The organism is Actinomadura sp. 1N219 (assembly GCF_044326405.1).
Classification (GTDB): domain Bacteria; phylum Actinomycetota; class Actinomycetes; order Streptosporangiales; family Streptosporangiaceae; genus Spirillospora.
Genome location: NZ_JBIRAY010000014.1, coordinates 105444 through 124028 on the forward strand (window position 1 = coordinate 105444; position 18585 = coordinate 124028).

Here is an 18585-nt window from a genome sequence, read left to right on the forward strand (position 1 = left end):
TGCCATGACTGAATTCGGCTGGAGATCGGCGGCAGGCCCGGACCGCACCGGCGGCCGCAGGAGGGTCGCCGCAGGAGCCCGTCCGGGCGGCCGGCGGAGGGTCGCCGGTGCCGCGGCGGTGGCCGTGCTCTCGCTGACGACGGCGGCGGCGTGCGGCGGCGGAGTGGGGAAGGCGGAGGCGTCGAAGCAGTGCACGTCGAGCGCGTCCGGCGACACCGCGTGGGCGGGGAACGCCGAGAACGCCCGCGCGCTGGCCGAACTCTGCAAGAGCGCCGCGAAGGCGGGCCAGAACCAGGTGGTGGTCTACGGCGCGTACGCCGAGCTGTTCCGGCCGATCTGGCAGGACTTCACCAAGCGCTACCCGTCCATCAAGATCGTGCCGAAGGTGCAGCCGCCGGGGGCGACGGTGAGCGCCGTCCAGTCGGAGGTGTCGAGCGGGCGCCAGGTCGGTGACGCGCTGATGCTCGGCCTGGAGTCGGTGAGCGTGTCCGCCGACAAGGGGCTGCTCCAGCCGTTCGAGCCGGCGACCGTGGACGACCTGCCGAACCGCTACCGCGACTCCAAGCAGCGCTTCTACGTCCCCTACGGCGACGTCTACGGATTCATGTACAACAAGGACAAGATGTCCGAGGCCGACATCCCGAAGAGCATGGCGGACCTCGTCTCCGGCAGGCTGCGGGGATTCGTCCTGGACGACCCGGCCCTCGGCGTGATCAGCGCGCAGTCGCTGATGCCGATCTACAAGGCGAACAAGCTGACCCTCGACCAGATGCGCGGGCTGAAGCGCCACGGCAAACTGGTCGACTCCACCCGGCCCTACTACGACCGGCTGGTCACGGGCGAGACGACGGTGATGCCGTGGGCGTCCTACATGCGCCACCTGCGGAAGGAACAAGCCGGTGCTCCGGTCGCCTTCAAGGCAGTGCCGGGACTGTCGTCGCTTCTCTACGGCTCCTCGGCCGTCATCAAGGGAGCCCCGCACATGGAGGCCGCGAAGCTGTGGGCGTCCTGGATGCTCACGCCCGAGGCGCAGCGGCTGATCGCGTCCAAGGGCCTGAACACCCCGCTGCGGCCGGGCGTCGAGACTCCGGCGTCGTGGCCGGACTACCACGTCCTGGAGAACGCGATGCCGCAGATCGCGCCGGAGAACTTCAACCGCGTCCTCCAGGAGTTCCTGCAGTGGGCGAAGCCGGTGAACTCGTGATCCGGGACGAGCGGCGGAGGCGATGAGATGACCGTTCCCGAGTACGACGTGCTGATCGTCGGCGCCGGGTTCAGCGGGCTGAACGCGCTGCACCGGCTGCGCGGACGCGGGCTGCGGGCGAAGGTGCTGGAATCCGGCGGCGACGTCGGCGGCACCTGGTACTGGAACCGGTATCCGGGCGCGCGGGTGGACATCGAGAGCGTCGAATACTCCTACGCGTTCTCCGACGAATTGCAGCAGGAATGGCATTGGCCGGAACGGTACGCGGCGCAGCACGACGTCCTGCGGTACCTGCGGTGGGTGGCCGAGAAGCTCGATCTCCGCCGCGACATCGAGTTCGACTGCCGCGTGCGCAGCGCCGCGTTCGACGACCGCGCGGGCCTGTGGACGCTCACCGTCGACGACGGGGAGGACGCCGAGCCCGCGCAGCTCAGAAGCCGCTACTGCGTCATGGCGACCGGCTTCCTCTCCGCGCCGAAACTGCCGGACATCCCCGGTCTCGACCATTTCCGGGGCCGGTTGATCCACACCGGGGCGTGGCCGCACGACGACGTCGACCTCGGCGGACGGGTCGGCGTCATCGGCACGGCCGCGAGCGGCGTCCAGGTGGTCCAGTCCGTCGCGCGGACGGCCGAGCGGCTGACCGTGTTCCAGCGCAGCGCGAGCTGGGCGGTGCCGCTGCAGAACGAGCCGATGCCCGAGGCGTACGAACGGTTCGTCAAGGAGAACTACGCGGAGATCCGGCGCCTCGAACACACCACCAGAGGGCCGGGGATGGTGCTGGTCGGCAAGCGCGTCATGCTGCCGGAGACGCGCGGCGCGCTCGACCTCTCGGACGAGGCGCGCGAGGCGGCCTTCGAGGAGCTGTGGCAGGCCGGCGGCACGCACTGGGGACGGATCTTCCGCGACCTCGCGCGCAAGGAGGAGGCCAACGACGCGGTGCGCGGCTTCCTGGAGAGGAAGATCCGCGCGGTGGTGAAGGATCCCGACGTCGCGGACCTGCTCGTCCCGGACTACCGCCCGTTCACCCGGCGCCCGCCGGGGGAATCCGGCTATTACGAGGCGTTCAACCGTGACAACGTCGTCCTCGTGGACGTGAAGTCGGACCCGATCGCGAGCTGCGACGCCGATGGCGTGGTGCTGGCCAGCGGCGGACGGCATCCGCTCGACGTGCTCATCTGCGCCACCGGATTCAGCGGCGGGGCGGGGGCCGTCCTGCGCATGGACGTCAGAGGCCGCGACGGGCTTCCGCTGCGAGAACACTGGGCCGAGGGCGTCCGCACCCACCTGGGCATGATGACGACGCGATTCCCGAACCTTTTCTTCATCAACGGCCACCAGAGCCCGTGCGCCCATTTCTCGCCGCCGCTGCTGGCCGACTACCAATCGGAATTCATCGGACGGCTCATCGAGCACCTGGGAGACGGCGGGCCTCCGGTCGAGCCGAGATCCGATGCCGAGGACGCCTGGTCGCGCCACGTGGACTGGGTATACGAGCAGACACTCATCCCGCAGACCGACAGCTGGTGGATGTCGCGGATCGCCCCCGGCGCCAAACGGCAGGCGGTGGCCTATGCCGGCGGATTCACCGAATATCGCAAGTGGTGCGAACGCGCCGCGGACAAGCAGTTCCAGGAATTCGAGCGACGTTCCGGCGCCTAGGCCCGCCCAGGGCCGTCCAGGGCCGTCCAGGCCGCCGGGAACGAAGGGAGACACGACTCAGATGGCGATCGATCCAGGCGACTTCCTCGCCGTCGACGACCAGCTGGACGCCGACGTGCGCGCCGTCCGCGACACCGTCCGCTCGTACGCGGCGGCGGAGCTCGCGCCGCACGTCAGCGAGTGGTACGAGTCCGGAGGGTTGCCGATCGAGGCCGCGAAGGGGCTGGCGAAGCTCGGCCTGTTCGGCATGCACCTGACCGGCTACGGCTGCGCCGGGCTGAGCGCCACCGCCTACGGCGTCGCCTGCCGCGAGCTCGAAGCGGTCGACTCCGGGCTGCGCAGCTTCGTGTCGGCGCACGGATCGCTGGCGATGACCGCCGTCCACCGCTGGGGCACCGAGGAGCAGCGGACGACATGGCTGCCCGGAATGGCGTCCGGGGAGTTGATCGGGTGCTTCGGGCTGACCGAGGCCGAGGCCGGCAGCGACCCCGGCTCGATGCGGACCACCGCCGTCCGCGACGGCGGCGACTGGGTGATCAACGGCACGAAGATGTGGATCACCAACGGCACGTTCGCGGACGTCGCGGTCGTGTGGGCCAAGGCCGCCGACCCCGACGGGCCGGAGGGCGTTCGCATCCGCGGGTTCCTGGTCCCCACGGACACCCCCGGCTTCACCGCCGCCAAGATCGAGCGGAAGCTGTCGCTGCGCGCGTCGGTCACGGCCGAGCTGTCGCTGGACGAGGTCCGCGTCCCCGCCGACGCGTTGCTGCCCGGCGCCCGCGGCCTGTCCGGCCCGCTGACCTGCCTGAACGAGGCGCGCTTCGGCATCCTGTGGGGCGCGGTGGGAGCGGCCCGCTCGTGCTACCTCGAAGCGCTGCGCCACTGCTCCGCGCGGACGCAGTTCGGACGGCAGCTCGCGTCGTTCCAACTGGTGCAGGCGAAACTGGCGGAAATGGTCGTCGCGGTCAACGGCGCGGCGTTGAACGCGCTCCATCTCGGGCGGCTGAAAGACGCCGGCGAGATCGAACCGGAACAGATCAGTTTCGGTAAGCTGGCGAACGTCCGAGCCGCGGCTGAGGTCGCCCGTACCGCGCGGAGCCTTCTCGGCGGAGCCGGCATCACGCTCGACCACACCGTGATGCGGCACATGAACAATCTGGAGACGGTCATGACCTATGAGGGCACGGAGGAAATGCACATGCTCAGCATCGCGCGCTCCGTGACCGGTATCTCGGCGTTCCGGTAACGCGGAGAGCTCCCGAAATGGCCACCTCGACGTCCTCCGGTGCGGGCTCCGTCCGATGGGCGGTGGCGCGCATCCGCGAGATGATCACCGTCATGGAACTCCTGCCGGGCCAGCAGATCCGGCAGGAGGACATGGCGTCGCGGCTGAGCGTCAGCCGGGCGCCGATCAGGGAGGCGCTGGGAATCCTGCAGAGCGAGGGCGTGCTGGACTACCAGCGCAATGTCGGCTATTCGGTGAAACGGCTGACCGTCCAGGATCTCGAACAGGCGTATCTGATGCGGCGGGTGCTGGAAAAAGAGGTCATCACCGCCCTTCCGGATCTGACGGACGAGCAGCTCGAAGAGCTGGAGAATATCAACGGCCGCATCAAGCAGGCCGGTGAAGACGCCGATGTGCTGACCATTCAGCGGCTCAACAACGACTTTCACTTCTACATCTTCCGGGCGTCCGGCCTCGACCTGATCGTGGACGAGCTGCGCCGCATCTGGTCGCTGACCGAGGCGTACCGGTCGGTCTACCTCCACGAGGCCGAGGCGCGGGAGCGGATCGTGCACGAGCACGCGTCGATCGTCGACGCGCTCCGCCGCGGCGACCGGGACGCGGTCGTCGAGCTGTCGGACCAGCACCGCAGCAAGGTGCCGAGCCGGCTGGCCGCGGTCTTCCCCGGCGGGCGGGCGCGCACGCCCGCCGGCGCGGCGGAAGAAAGCCGACCAGAGCGCTAGGGAAATGGCGGCACCGTTTTACCCGCCATTGACCTTGAGGTTACGGGTCTGCCCGGAGATCGTCCGCGAAAAGTGTCATCTGCTGACCTCAGGGAATTAACCGCGATTTCTAGACCCGTACCGAGGGACGTTCGGCTCCGACCGGGAAAGGCTTGCCGGTTCCGGCCAAGCCGTTCTATGAAACGGGCTTTCAAGGGCGCCTTTCGGTTCGGCTAGAAGGGGCTCCCGCATGGGCGGTCGCGCTGCTGATCAGGACGGTCACGGCCCGGCGCTGTGGAAGATACGTCGCCGCCTCGACGATTCAACCCCGCACATCGAGGCCGAATTGACGCGAGACCGGACATTGGTTCACCCTTTCCGGGTGGAGCCGTGCCATGATTCGCATTTTCATCGCCGAGAGTGTAGGTCTCGTTCGCGGCGGACTCACCGCCCTTCTCGACGGGGTGCCGGGGCTGAAGGTCGTCGGCGCCGTCGATTCCGGCCAGAAGGTGCTGCGCGTCTGCCGCGAGTGCACCCCGGACGTCGCGCTGGTCGACATAGACCTGCCCGGCCAGGACGGGTTCACCGTGACCCGGGCGATGCACGATGAGCTGCCCGGGTGCGTCGCCGTCCTGATGGTCAACCGGCACCGGCCGGGCGACGTGCGGCGGGCGGTCGAGGCGCGGGCGGCCGGGCTGGTGCTCAAGGACACCACCCTGGACGACCTCGTCCGGACGATCCAGCGGGTGGCGGACGGGGAGCGGGTCGTGGACACCGACCTGGTCTTCACCGAGCTGTCCACCGGCCGCAGCCCGCTGACCGAGCGCGAGCTGGAGGTGCTCGACCTAGCCTCCCGCGGGGCCACCGCGGCGCAGATAGCCGCCGACCTCATGCTGGAGATCGGGACCGTCCGCAACCACCTGTCCCGCATCAACCGCAAGGTCGGGGCGAGCAACCGGGTGCAGGCCATCCGGATCGCCCAGGAGGAGGGCTGGCTCTGAGCCCGCCGAACCCGGTCCCGGCTCTGAGGCCGCCGATCCCGGTCCCGGCTCTGAGCCGGCCGTCCAGTGGCCGAGCAGGTCGCGGTAGAGCGGGGAGCGGCCCAGCAGCTCCTCGTGCTCGCCGAGGTCGGCGGACGACCCGTCCAGCACCAGGATCCGGCGGGCGCGCAGCGCGGAGCTCATCCGGTGCGCGATGACGATGAGCGTGCCGCCGGGCCGCCGCGCGAACGCCTCCTCCGCCGCGTCCTCGGCGGCAGGGTCCAGATGGCAGCCGGCCTCGTCGAGGATGACCAGCGGCGCGGGCGCCAGGTAGGCCCGGCCGAGCGCGATCAGCTGGCGTTCCCCGGCCGACAGGGCGGCCGGGTCGAGCCGGGTGGCGAGGCCGCCCGCCCGGTGGGTCAGCTCCTCCAGGCCGACGGCGATGACGGCCCGCGCGATCGCGGCGGGCGCGGCGTCGGGCGCGAGGTAGGTGAGGTTGTCGCGCAGGGTGCCGTCGAACACGTAGGCCTCCTGCGGGATGAGGACCCGGGCCCGCGCGTCGCCCGCCGGACGGCCGTCCACCCTGATCCGTCCGCTGCGGGGGTCCAGCAGCCCGGCGATGAGCGCGGCGAGGGTCGACTTCCCGATCCCGCTGGGGCCGACCACCGCCAGGTGCTCTCCGGGCGGGATGGTCAGGTCGAGGTCCCGGATGACCGGTTCGGCGGCGGGGCCGTAGGCGAACGTCACCGCGTTCAGCTCCACCGCCGGCCGCAGGACGGAGTCGCCGGGAGCGGCCTCCAATGGCGGGGCCGCATCGTCCGGGTCGCGCTCCGGCGCGCTCGTCTCCAGGATGCGGCCCAGCGTGACGGCCAGCCGCAGGCCGCTGCCGCCCATGCCGCGCACCATGCTCTCCAGCGCGGGATGCAGGCCGTGCAGGACGTAGGTCAGCGCGCCGATCAGCGTCCCCGCCGTGGCGCCCCGGCTCACCAGCCACGGCGCGGCGCCGAGGATCAGCAGCGCCGGGCCCCACCCGCCGATCGCGAGGGCCAGCGCCCGGACCGCCGCCATGCGCGCGACCGCCCGCGCCGCCGCGGCCTGCGCGTCGACCTCCGCGCCCAGGCCGTCCCGCAGGCCGCCCTCGCCGCCGCAGGCGACGACGTCGCGGAGCCCCTCGGCGAGGGCCGTGGTCCGCTCCGCGATCCGCTCCTCGCCGACGATCAGCCGGCGCTGCCGGACGGCCGCCGCGCCGAACACGGCGGTGAACAGCCCGAGCCCCACCGCCAGCGGCGGGACGACCAGCAGCACGACCTCCGGCATCAGCGTCAGCATCCCGGCCAGCGCCCCCGCCGTCGCGAACAGGAACCCCCGCAGGACGATGAGGATCCCGCCGAAGGTGTCCCGGACGATCTCCACCTGGTGGGTGAGCCGCGCGACCGCGCCCGCGTCGGGCCCGCCGCGCACCGACCGCCGCAGCCCCGCGCCCGCCACCGCCCGCACCAGCTCGTCGCGGAACGGCTCGACGATCTGCGCCAGGGGCCGGTAGAGCCGCTGCGCGCCGACGGCCCCGGCGACGGCGGCGGCGGCCAGCGCGGCGAGCCAACAGGCCGCGTCCACCGGGCGGTCGGCGCGGAAGGCGTCCACCGCCCGCGCGACGGCCTGCCCGAACACGATCGTCGGCACCGCCTCGGCCAGCGACCAGAACGCGAGCCGCGCCGTCGGACGCGGCCGCGCCCGCATCGACGCGACCAGGAGCCGGAGCAGCAGCCGGACGGTGCCCCGCCGGGAGGTCGTCGCGGCCTTCACGCGCCGCTCACCCCGAACACGGCGCGGTAGGCGGGGTCCCCCCACAGGACGCGGTGCGGGCCCTGCGCGCGGACGCGGCCGCCGTCGAGCCAGACCACGAGGTCGGCGCGGGCCGCCGTCCCGGCCCGGTGCGCGATGATCAGCCGGGTCCGGTCGCTGAGCGGGCCGAGCAGCGCCTCGGTGATCCGCAGCTCGGTCGCGGTGTCGAGGCTGGACGTGGCGTCGTCCAGGATCAGCAGCCGCCCGGCGTGCGCGAACGCGCGGGCCAGCCCGATCCGCTGCCGTTCCCCGCCCGACATCGGGACGTCCTTGAGCGGCGTGCCGTACTCCAGGGGCAGGCGGCGGATGAAGCCGTCCGCGCAGGCGGCCTCGGCCGCGGCGCGCAGCCGCCGCTCCGGCGGACGGTCCGGCCCGAAGGCGATCGCGTCCAGGACCGTGTCACCGAAGAGGAACGGGCGGTCGAACGCGTATCCGACCGCCCGCCGCAGTGCCTTCCGGCTGAGCCGGGGGAGCGGGACGCCGTCCAGGCGCACCTCGCCCCGGTCCGGGTCGGCGAGGCGTCCGGCGAGCGCCGCCAGCAGCGACTTGCCGGTGCCCGAGCGTCCGACCACCGCGACCGCCATGCCGCTCGGGATGACGAGGTCGAGATCGTGCAGGACGCCGCCCTTGGAGACACCGCGGAACTCCAGCAGCCCGTCGCCCGGCGGCAGGTCGCCGGTCCCGTGGGGCGGAGCGGGTTCGGCGAGGACCTCGGCGGCGCGCCGCGTCCCGGCGCGGGCCCGGCCAAGCCGGACCAGGTTCGACAGGACCGGTCCGAACCCGGCGGCGAGCCCCGTGTACTGGACGGCCGCGACGAGCTCCCCGGGACTGATCCGTCCGGCCATCAGCTCCGCGCCCGCCACGCCGACCACCGCCACCTGGAGCAGGAGGAGGGTGAGCAGCCCGCGCGCCGCGATCCTGCCCTGTGCGTCCCAGGTCTCGTGGCCCTCGGCCCGCAGTTCCGGAAGGGGTGCGAGGACGCGGGCCAGCTCCCGGTCGGCGGTCTTCGCGGCGGCGATCGTCCGGGCGCCGCCCAGCGCTTCGGCGAGGCGGGCGGCGATCGTGCCCTGCAACGCGAGGTAGCGGTGCACCGTCCGGGTGATGTCGCGGACGAACACGCGCAGCAGCAGCCCGACCAGCGGCAACGCGACCGCGATCGTCAGCGCGATCCGCCAGTCGACGACGGCGAGCACGGCGAGCGCGCCGACCGGCGGCACCGCCGCGACGACCGCCTGCGTCGCCGCCACCGGAGCCACCCCCGCCTCGGCCGCGCCCGTCACCACGCGGCTGGTCACGTCGCCCGGCCGGATGCGCAGCGCGGGACCTGCGGCCAGCACGCGCGCCACGAGCAGGCGCCGCAGCCAGGCGGTCGCGCGGGCCTGGCCGCAGCCCGTCGCCAGCTCGCTGAGCACCTCCGCCGTCGCGGACGCGACGATCAGCCCCCCGCACAGCAAGACCGCTCCATACGCACCGGAACCGCTGCCCCCGAGCGCGGCGTCGACCGCCCCGGCCATCGCGATCGGCAGGAACGTCGCGGCGACGGCGTCGGTCAGCGCGGCGGCGGCGAGCAGCGCGTTCCACCAGCCGCCGGTCCGTGCGGTGCGCAGCAGCAGCCGGTCCGCGTCCTGGAGACGCCGCCGGCGGTGCGAGACCGGGGACCGGGTGACGGCGCTGGATGCCATGACCACCTCCGAACGGGCCGCCCCGCGAACCGGGACGGCCCTTACGACCAGGGCGGCCACGACCCGGGGACCCGGGCCGTGGCCGCCGTCGAACGCTGGGCGTCAGCTGTCGCAGATCGTGACACTGGCCCGGCTACCGCAGTGCACGGAGAGGCTGCTGCGGCCAGGGTGATCGCTGTTCTCGACCGTCAGTCCCTGAAGGTCCATGAGCGCCATGTTCATTCACCTCCTTTCAGGCAGGGTTGTCGGGAGGAACCACCGCGGACGACTCCGCGGACGGCTCCAGATCGGCTCCGGTCGGCCGGTACGACGGCGGACGGCGGAGGAAGGGAAGCCCCACCGGCCGGTCGTGCAGGGCCGAGCCGACCGCGAGCAGCACTCCCGCCGTGCCGGTCCCCAGGTCCATGGAGAGCCGGTACAGGTGATCGCCGGGCGTGGCCAGCCCGTCGTCATAAGGGAGCGCGTGCCAGGCCAGGTCGCTGATGTGCCGCGCGACCCACGGTTCCGCCCGGTCGTGCCGGGCGAGGTACAGGATCATTCCGGCGCGGCCGGCGAACAGGCCGGCCTGCGCGTAGTAATGGGACATCGCCGCCAAGCGGATGCCGTCGCGCGCCTCGGCGAACTCCTCGTCCGACCGGTGCGCGAGGTACTCGTCGATCGCCAGGCCGATGCCGACGCTGCCGTGGTCGATGTAGGGCAGGACGCGGTGGCCGTCCTTGACCTGCAGGCCGTACTCGTCCTCGACGCAGCCCGCCAGGTCGCGGCGCAGCGCCTCGGCGGCGCGGTCGAGCAGGAACGGGTCGCCGGTCCGCTCGTACAACCGGACGAACATCAGCGCCGCGCCCGACGCGCCGTGCAGCAGGCCGGGCCGCGGCGGCGGCGACTGCCCCGGACGGTCGTCGACGATCTCCGCCGCCCGCCACGCCGCCGCGCGCAGCTCGGCCTCGCCGGTGAAGTCCGCAAGGTGATGCAGCACCAGCGCGTACCCGGGCAGCCCGCCGTAGAGGTCGTTGCCGAGCTTCTCCCAGGTCTCGCCGAGGCAGATCTCCGCCACGTCCAGCGCGGATTGGACGTGCCCGAACCCCGCGAGCACATATGCGGCGCCCTGGAGGCCGTCGTACAGCCCGAGCCCGGTTCCGCGCGGCGGATCGCAGGCATGGCGGGCGAGCCATTTCTCGTACTCGGGCCATCGGCCGAGCCCCGTCGCGTCGAGCGCGTAGAGCACACCGGCGGCGCCGTGCGCGAGGCCGAGCGTCGAGCCGAAGAACTGCTCCACGTCGCCGGGGAACAGCCGGTCGTCGCGGTCCGGGGTGGCGGACGCCAGCACGGCCCGGCTGAGCTCTCCCCGGACCCGAACCCAGCCCTGCGGGTCCGGGGAGAATTCGGGGGCCGGCCTCGCGGGCGACGCCGTCCGGGCGCCGCGGGTGATCTCCTCGACCGCCTCGTCCACGAAGGCCGGGGCGACCGGGAACCACTCCTTGATCACGTCGGCGAGCTGCCGGGCCTTGCCGCGGTGCAGCACGAACAGCGTGGTCATCGGCAGGAACAGGGCGAGCCGCAGGCAGGCCATGCTGTAGACGTCCACCTCGGCGCCGCGCCGGTCCGGCGGCGCCAGGAACGCCGGGCTGGCCAGGGTCTGCCGCCCGTTCTCCTCGGCCGGCGCGGCGGTCTCGAAGTCGATCAGCGCGACCGAGTCGTCCGGACGGACCATCACGTTGAACATGTGCAGGTCGTTGAAGACCACGCCGCGGCGGTGCATCTCCCCGACGACGCGCTCGACCCCCGCGTGCACCTTCAGCGCCCATTCGGTGTACTCCACGATCTTGTCGTGCGCCGGCTCGGGGTCCAGCAGCGGATGGCGTTCGGCGAAGAAGGTGTTGAGCGCCCTGCCCTCGATGAACTCCTGGACGAGGAAGTGGTGCTCCCCGAGCGTGAAGTAGTCGTGCACCATCGGCACGCCCTCGACCCCCGCGAGCTTCGTCAGGACGTCGCGCTCCCGCCGCAGCCGGGTGACCGCGTCGGCGTCGTCGGCGGCCAGCCCCGCGTACGGCCGCGCCTCCTTGAGCACGACCTTCTCGCCGGTCCGCGTGTCGACCGCCGCGTACACCCCGCCGCCGTTGGAGAAGTGCAGCGCGTTCTCGATGCGGTAGGGGAGGTCGTGGGTCGTCGTGGCGGTCCGGGCGGCGACGTGGGACTTCAGGCAGTCCGGGACCCGCACCCAGCCGGGCACGGTGAAGACGGGCCCGCGCCGGTCGGGCACCAGCTCGCCGTCGCCGTCCTCCATCGCCGCGACGAGCTCGCCGCGCTCGTCGAGACATCGCCGCTCCGCGAACCCGCCATAGCGCACGTGCAGCGGGCCGTCCCCGATGCGCAGGTCGCTGAGAATGTAGGGTCCCGGCAGCCCGGAAAGGAGCGGGCCGAGGTCGGCGAGAATGCGTTCGAGCTGCCCTTCGTCCGCCGGGTAAATGGTGACGAGCTTTCCGCTCGAACCGCGCGGCGCGTATTTCGCGTTGCGCATCCGCAGCGTTCCAGGGCCGCGCAGATGCTTGAACTGGATACCGCGTGGGACGCAGTACTTCCAGGTGTTCCGGAGCACCTCTTCGGCGCTGTCCGCACACCCTGTCACGTGCACTTTCCAGCCCTGCGGCGGTGTCCGGTCGTTGGGCGGGATGTAGACCGTCCACTCGTCGCCCGACACCAGTTCCCAGCCCTCGGGAAGGGCGCGGTGGGAAATCTCGTAATCGGTGTCACGCGTGACCGGAGGGGCGTCATAGAAATACCGGTCGGTGAGGCAGTAAAGCTCGTACTGCTTCCGCATGACCCGTTCCTCTCGTTCGCTCGAAGAGAAAGATTTCAGTTCAATGGGGTGCCGTACAAGTAATGGAAGTCACCGATACGCCGTTAAAACATGTCCGGCGGGCCGTGAATGAAGATCCGTGAACAGTGCACGGCCGTCTGGCCGCGGGGTGCTGCCGGGAAAACCTGGTGCGCGGGCCGGGGCCCGTGGGATACAACGCGGAGGTGGAGGAGCAACCGCTGCCCGGGGGCAGGCATGTGGGCGGGGTCCGCATCGGCGACACCGTCCACCGGCGGGCGAACCCGTGGACGCCCACCGTGCACGCGGTGCTGCGCCACCTGGAGGCCGCCGGTTTCGAGGGCGCGCCCCGGGTTCTGGGTTTCGACGCGCAGGGACGCGAGGTCCTGACGTTCCTGCACGGCGACACCATCGGCGAACGCCGCCCCTGGCCCGCGTGGCCGCATTCAGACGAGGCGCTCCGCCAGGTCGCGGCGTGGATGCGGCGGCTCCACGACGTCACGGCGACGTTCGTCCCGCCGGACGACGCGACGTGGCTCGCCGGCGCCTGGCGTCCCGGCCTGATCATCGGCCACCACGACGCCTCGCCGTACAACGCGGTGTGGAACGACGGAGGTCTCGTCGGCTTCGTCGACTGGGACACCGCCGCGCCCTCGCCGCGCGAGTTCGACCTGGCGCACCTGGCGCTGACCTGGGTGCCGCTGCACGCCCTGCGCGTCGCCGAGTTCCAGGGTTTCACCGCGTTCGAGGACCGGTCGCGGCGCCTGCACGTCCTGCTGGACGCCTACGGCTACGACGGCGACCGCACCGATTTCGCCGACGCCGTCGTCGGACGGGCCCGCCGCCAGGCCGCCGTCATCCGCCAGATGGCGCGGGGCGGCCAGACGTCGCTGCTGCGTTTCGCCGAAGAGCTGGACGAGGCCGTCGTCGAGGTCCAGGCGCTCCCGCCCTCGTTCTGGCGCGCCTGAAAACGGAACCCGGCAGGTCAGGCGGGCGGGTCGGGGGTGAGCTTCTCGCGGGCGAACCGCTCGACCAGCACGGGCACGAAGTCCCGGACGGGCCGGTCGTCGAACCGGCGGTAGACCGCGTCGATGACCTGGCTCACCTGCTTGGGCGGGTGGCTGCCGCCGAGCCTGCGGACGAGGCGGTCGGTCACCTCGCGCATGACGTGCTCCTCGCGCTCGACCGGGTTCCCGGACGGCGTCATCGCCAGGCCCCCGCGCCCCGGCGGCGGCTGCGGCATGAACTGCTCGGCCAGGTGGGAGTACCCGAGCGAGCACGGGCCCACCCGCGGCTGCACGGTGTCGAGCGTCGCCAGGTTGGCCTTGATGGCGACGCTGACCAGGGACACCAGCAGCGCGACGTCGTCGTCGCCGCCCAGCCAGACGCCCACCCAGCCGCTGCCGGGACGGGTGCGCACCGAGGCGCACTCCCGGAGCGGTTTGTGCAGGCGCCGGACGGACGGCCAGGTCAGATACAGCTCCGCCTGATCCCGTCCGTGCAAATGAAGGATTTGGTCGCCGCCGCACGCGAATGCCCGGCCGAAGCCGCAGCCGGCACGGCACAATCTCAGCGCCGGCCAGCCGTTCAGGTGCTCCACCACGCTCTCGGCCAGACAGGTCCCCAGGCCGTCGGTCCCGCCCATGCTCACAGCATCCAGCCCGACCGGCATGATCACTACCCGCCCCGCCTGAATCGTTACCAGAATGGTGGCCAATGCCACCATTCCCGGTCTCGGGGAATGGTGATCAAGGCACCATTTCCGCCGACCGCCGCGGCCGGTGGGACAACCGTCCCACCGGCCACGATCGGTGAATTCAGCCCCTTCTGTCCGGTTAGCCGGACCGGCCCGGCTTAGCCGGGCCCTGATAGATCGAATTGACCACGATCGGCCAGGTCTGCCGCGGCCAGCTCCGGAAGGTGATCTCGCTGCCCGCGACCGTGGCGCGGCCCTTGCCGACCTCGAACGTCGCGACGTTGGCCAGACCGTTCAGCGTTTCCGTCCCTGCGGCGTATCCGCTGGCCAGCAGGTCGCCGTCCGGATACTTCGACGCCACCTGACCGTCGCCGGTGAGCCTGTACGCCGCGTCCCGGTTGAACCAGACCGCGCCGGACTCCGGCATGCCCCAGGCCGCCGGGACCTCGGGGTCGTACGTCGCGCGCAGCAGCGCGCCCGGCGCGTTGAGCTTGGCCGGGTCGGTCGGGGCCGCGTTGTCGATCGGCAGCTTGAGGAGCTGCCGCGCGGTCTCCGACGCGCTGCCGATCGCGACCAGGTTGCCGCCGCCGGACACGTAGTCCGCCAGCTTCGTCCAGCCCTCTTCGCCGACGCCGCGCGCCCACCTGAACTCGGGCGGGTTCTTCGCCGGGTCGAGGCCGGTGACGATGGTGTTCCTGGAGACGCCGTCGGCCAGGACGATCGTGTCGTACTTCGCGGCCAGGTCGCCGTAGTCGTCGGCGGAGACGACCTTGTAGTCGATGCCGTAGGTGTCGAGCATCCACGTCATCCAGCCGCCTGGCATGTTGTTCGCGCCGCGGATCAGCCCGACCTTGGTGCCGGGCTTGAGCGTGAAGCCGTCCACCTTGGGCAGCTCGTCCGAGCCGTAGACCTGGAGGCCGGTGTCCGCCGACACGCCCTCCAGCACCTGCCTCGCCGCCGCCGTCGGCGGGACGACGACCGTGCCCGGCGCGAACGTCCGTCCGGCTGCCTCGAACTCCTTCGCCGACCGGAACGTCGGCACCGCGCCCTTCTGCAGGCGGGAGAGCACGTGCGCGACGCCGTACGACTCCGGCGCCACCAGGTAGGCGCCGCGCGGCGCCGCCGGCATCCGCACCGGCTGCGGCACCACCCGGCTGACCCGCTGCAGGGACGCGGTGAACGCCTGCTCGACGGGGTCGACGTCAACGCCGAGCAGCAGCCCGAGATTGTCGGTGGTCTCGCTGTACGGCATGATCAGCGGGCAGTTGCCGCACTTGCGCGCCGCCTGCTCCGGATACTTGTCGATCTTGAGGAGCTGGTCGATCCAGCGGCCGAGCGGCTGCCGGGTGCGCAGCACGTACGAGCCCGCCGCGTAGGTCTTCCCGCCCGCCGTGAACGGCGCCCTGGCCTGCTCGATCTCCACCCGTCCGAACTCGAAGATCCGCATCATCTCCAGCACCGCGAACGGGTCGCGCTGCCCGGCCGGGATCACGTACGCGTGCGGCGTGCCCGGCTCGACGTCCGGCAGCGCCACCCCGTTGCGGGTCGTCTGGTAGAGGTTGTTGAACAGCCACGACTCGGGGTTCTTCGCGACGTTCTCGATCCCCGCGTAGGCGGCGGTCTTCGCGTACGCGACGATCTGCTCCAGCGTCCAGGTGTTCTTGTCGTACGGCTGGAGCATCCGCATCGATCGGTTCTGCGAGCCGAGCGGCTTGCCGTCCGACGAGGTGTACGGGTACGCGAGGTCCCGCGCGCTGGCGATCTCCGTGAGGAACAGCGACGTGCCGAGGAACGTCGAGAAGCCCATGACGTCGGCGTTCCAGAAGATGCCGTACGCGTCGTCGCTGCCGACGCCCTTCTTGCCCTCGGCGGTCAGCGCCCGCGCCGCCTCCTGCCCCTGCAAGGTCGCCGACTGCAGCGTGATCGGGTCGATCCCGCTGCCGAGCGGCTCGTCGTAGGGCGGCGTCCACAGCCGCGGCCCGGTCGTCCCGGCCTGGTGCATGTAGTGCCCGACGACCGGACGGTACGTCTGCTCCAGCCGGACCCGCGTGCGGATCTCCCGCTGCGTGAACATGAACCAGTCGCGGTTGTCGTCGTGCCCGACGTACTTGTGGTACAGGTCCGGGTAGACGCGGTTGTACTCGGTTCCGGCCGTCTTGTTGAAGTGGTCGACCACGAGGTGCTGGCCGTCCGGGTTGCCGGACGGGATCACCATCAGCACCGCGTTGTCCAGCACGTTCTCGGTGTAGTCGGAGTCCTCGGTGGCGAACCGGTGCACGATGTCAACCAGCGCCTGAGTGTTTCCGACCTCGGTGGAGTGCAGGGTTCCCTCAAGGAGGTACACCGGCTTGCTCCGCTCGGACAGCCGCCGGGCCTCCTGCTCGGAGATCCCGCGCGGCTCGGCGAGCCGCTGGTTGTCCCGGACGATCTGGTCAAGGTTCCGCAGGTTCCGCGGCGAGCTGACGAAGAGGACCGGATAGTCGTTGCCCATCGTCGTCTTGTCCGCGACCTGGTAGGTCACCCGGTCGGACTTGTCGGCGACGAGCCGGAAGTACTGCTTGATCTTGTCGAACCCGGCGAGCCTGCCGGTCGTGCCCATGGCGAACCCGAAGTAGCTCTGGGGCGCTGGAATGTTCCTGGCCTGCGCATTACGGCTCACCGAGGAGCCCGCGCCGAACGCGTCCGCGTGCAGAGGCACGCCGACGAGCATGACGAGGGCTACCAGGGCGGCCGCCGCGCGGGATGTGACCCGCGACAGCATCCGGTCTCCTGATGAGTGAGGGGGACGGGACACTGATCGATCAGTTGTGACCAGCGTGAATGGCCTTCGACGATCAGTCAATGTCTTGATCGTCTCGTACCCCGTCCGTTACGCCCGGTAACAGCCGTCCGGCCCGCCCTGCCGAGGCCCCGGCGGGTCAGACGTCGCGGCGGATCAGGGCGGCCGTGATGGCGACGAAGACCAGGAAATAGGCGATCAGGACGGCGGTGGCGGGGGCGCCGGCGAGGTTGTCGACCACGCCGGGGGCGCCGCCCGATGACACGGGTTCGGCGCCGAGGGACGCGGCGGTCGAGCCCGCGGCGGTGCCGGGAAGGACGTCGGTCACCGGACGCAGCCAGTCCAGCAGGGACGAGACGGCGCGCAGCAGGTTCTCCACGGCGAGGGTCCACACCAGGCCGAGGGCGACGCCGAGGGCCGGGTTGCGGGACAGGGTGCCGACCGCGAGGCCCGCCGCCGTCCACACGGCGAGGATCAGGACGCCGCCGCCGAGCGCGCGGGCCAGGTGGCCGAGGGCGGGGAACGCGAGGTCGCGTCCTTCGGCGGCGGCGAGCGCGGACGCCAGGCCCAGATCGACGGCGAAGGTCGTGAGCACCACGGCGACGGCGATGCCGGCGAGGGCGTTGAGGGTGCCGGCCAGGACGGTCAGGCGGGCGGGGCCCTGGGTGAACGCGGCCTTCCAGGTGCCCCAGGCGTAGCCGCTGCCCGCGGCGAGGGCGCCCAGGGCGAACGCCATCGCGCCGCCGAACATCGGCATGCCCGCGACGACGGCGACCGGGACGCCGTCCGGCATGACGTCCGCGAGCAGCTTCCGCGGGTCGGCGCCGTCGTTGGCGAAGCCGCCGCCGTTGCGGTACGAGAGGTAGGGGAAGACGTAGCTGAAGGTGACGTTCAGCAGGAGCCAGGCGCCGGCCAGCGTCCACACGGCCGGCCACCGGCGCAGGCGGAGTAGTTCGGCGCGGGTTCCGGCGGTCAGGGCGGTCATCGTCGGTCCTCCTTACCTGTCGTCATCTCGAAGAACACCTCTTCCAGGGAGCGTTCGACCGGACGGATCTCGTGGACGTCGACGCCCGCCGTGACCAGGGCCCGGGTGACCTCGGCCGCGCGGCCCGGGTCGATGCGCAGGTAGAGGGCGCCGTCCTCGACGGTGGGCTCGGCGTCGCCGGCGAGCCGCGCGGTCACTGACAGCGCCGTGTCGATCGGGTCGGCGCGGACGCGCAGGCGCCCCGCCCCGCGCAGCTCGCGGACGGTCGACTCCGCGACCAGCCGCCCCTTGTCGATCACACCGACGCGGTCGCAGATCTCCTGCACCTCGCTCAGCATGTGGCTGGATAGCAGCACCGTGTGGCCCGCTGAGGCGAGGTCGGTGAGCAGGCGGCGCATGTCGTCCATGCCCGCGGGGTCGAGGCCGTTGGTCGGCTCGTCGAGGATCAGCAGGCTGGGCTCGCCGAGCAGCGCCGCGGCCACGCCCAGCCGCTGCTTCATGCCGAGCGAGTAGGTCTTGAACGGGTCGCCGGCGCGGGCGGTGAGGTCGGTTCGTTCCAGGGCGCGTCCTACGTCGTCTTCGCCTAGGCGGCGGTAGCGGGCGAGCACGCGCAGGTTGTCGCGGCCGTTGAGGTACGGGTAGAAACCCGGGCTCTCGATGAGCGCGCCGACGCCGCGGTTCGCCGGTGGTGTCCCGGCGCGATGCCCGAGCACGGTGGCCGAGCCGGAGCTCGGCCGGACCAGCCCGACGATCATGCGCAGGGTGGTCGTCTTCCCTGCCCCGTTGGGGCCGAGGAAGCCGTACACCTCGCCGCGCCGCACCGTGAGGTCCACCGCGTCGACGGCGAGGTGCTCGCCGTAGCGCTTCGTCAGGCTGTGGGTGCGGACGGCCACTCCCGCATCCGGCTGGACGGCGGTCCCGGTGGATTCGCTCATGCGTCCGATCGTCGCGGGACGGTCGGGGGCGGGTCGTCCTCCTGGGGGCGGCACCGCG

At 71.8% G+C, this 18585-nt stretch carries 13 protein-coding genes and 1 pseudogene; 6 read left to right on the plus strand and 8 right to left on the minus strand.

Going from position 1 to position 18585, the window contains the following annotated elements:
- Nucleotides 1-4: 4 nt before the first annotated feature.
- The 5 genes and pseudogenes from ACH35V_RS34300 to ACH35V_RS34320 form a co-directional block, all read left to right on the plus strand.
- Complete coding sequence (locus ACH35V_RS34300) at nt 5-1204, plus strand: ABC transporter substrate-binding protein (protein ID WP_395979017.1); 1200 nt, start codon at nt 5-7, stop codon at nt 1202-1204.
- A 27-nt stretch (nt 1205-1231) separates the two neighbouring features.
- Nucleotides 1232-2866: a flavin-containing monooxygenase gene (locus ACH35V_RS34305; protein ID WP_395979018.1), complete on the plus strand. Its 1635-nt coding sequence runs from the start codon at nt 1232-1234 to the stop codon at nt 2864-2866.
- Between the two features lie 61 nt (nt 2867-2927).
- Complete coding sequence (locus tag ACH35V_RS34310; RefSeq protein WP_395979019.1) at nt 2928-4112, plus strand: acyl-CoA dehydrogenase family protein; 1185 nt, start codon at nt 2928-2930, stop codon at nt 4110-4112.
- Between the two features lie 17 nt (nt 4113-4129).
- On the plus strand, nt 4130-4834 hold the full coding sequence (locus ACH35V_RS34315) for a GntR family transcriptional regulator (protein WP_395979020.1): 705 nt from the start codon (nt 4130-4132) through the stop codon (nt 4832-4834).
- 374 nt (nt 4835-5208) lie between these two features.
- Nucleotides 5209-5733, plus strand: a pseudogene (locus ACH35V_RS34320) (response regulator); the annotation flags it as partial.
- Here ACH35V_RS34320 and ACH35V_RS34325 read toward each other — a convergent pair.
- The 4 genes from ACH35V_RS34325 to lanKC form a co-directional block, all read right to left on the minus strand.
- Nucleotides 5659-7596, minus strand: coding sequence for an ATP-binding cassette domain-containing protein (locus ACH35V_RS34325; RefSeq protein WP_395979021.1), 1938 nt, complete (start codon nt 7594-7596; stop codon nt 5659-5661). The pseudogene ACH35V_RS34320 and the gene ACH35V_RS34325 overlap by 75 nt on opposite strands.
- Complete coding sequence (locus tag ACH35V_RS34330) at nt 7593-9317, minus strand: ABC transporter ATP-binding protein (protein ID WP_395979022.1); 1725 nt, start codon at nt 9315-9317, stop codon at nt 7593-7595. The genes ACH35V_RS34325 and ACH35V_RS34330 overlap by 4 nt, the downstream gene beginning before the upstream one ends.
- Before the next feature lie 102 nt (nt 9318-9419).
- Nucleotides 9420-9539, minus strand: a complete 120-nt coding sequence (locus ACH35V_RS34335) for a SapB/AmfS family lanthipeptide (RefSeq protein WP_395979023.1) — start codon at nt 9537-9539, stop codon at nt 9420-9422.
- 10 nt (nt 9540-9549) lie between these two features.
- Nucleotides 9550-12135: a class III lanthionine synthetase LanKC gene (lanKC, locus tag ACH35V_RS34340; protein ID WP_395979024.1), complete on the minus strand. Its 2586-nt coding sequence runs from the start codon at nt 12133-12135 to the stop codon at nt 9550-9552.
- A 203-nt stretch (nt 12136-12338) separates the two neighbouring features.
- Here lanKC and ACH35V_RS34345 point away from each other — a divergent pair, with 203 nt between their 5' ends.
- Entirely contained in the window at nt 12339-13100 is a 762-nt protein-coding gene (locus ACH35V_RS34345) for a phosphotransferase (RefSeq protein ID WP_395979025.1), read from the plus strand.
- A gap of 17 nt (nt 13101-13117) precedes the next feature.
- Here ACH35V_RS34345 and ACH35V_RS34350 read toward each other — a convergent pair whose 3' ends face one another.
- The 4 genes from ACH35V_RS34350 to ACH35V_RS34365 all read right to left on the minus strand — a co-directional run bounded on the left by ACH35V_RS34350 (nt 13118) and on the right by ACH35V_RS34365 (nt 18527).
- A complete protein-coding gene (locus ACH35V_RS34350) occupies nt 13118-13777 on the minus strand; it encodes a three-helix bundle dimerization domain-containing protein (protein WP_395979026.1) in 660 nt (219 codons plus the stop codon).
- Nucleotides 13778-13967: 190 nt separating this feature from the next.
- Entirely contained in the window at nt 13968-16589 is a 2622-nt protein-coding gene (locus tag ACH35V_RS34355) for a M14 family zinc carboxypeptidase (RefSeq protein WP_395979027.1), read from the minus strand.
- A 157-nt stretch (nt 16590-16746) separates the two neighbouring features.
- A complete protein-coding gene (locus tag ACH35V_RS34360; RefSeq protein ID WP_395979028.1) occupies nt 16747-17592 on the minus strand; it encodes a hypothetical protein in 846 nt (281 codons plus the stop codon).
- The gene (locus ACH35V_RS34365; RefSeq protein ID WP_395979029.1) at nt 17589-18527 is read right to left on the minus strand and encodes an ATP-binding cassette domain-containing protein; all 939 of its coding nucleotides are present in this window, start codon (nt 18525-18527) and stop codon (nt 17589-17591) included. Before ACH35V_RS34365 ends, ACH35V_RS34360 begins: the two co-directional genes overlap by 4 nt.
- Nucleotides 18528-18585: the final 58 nt, after the last annotated feature.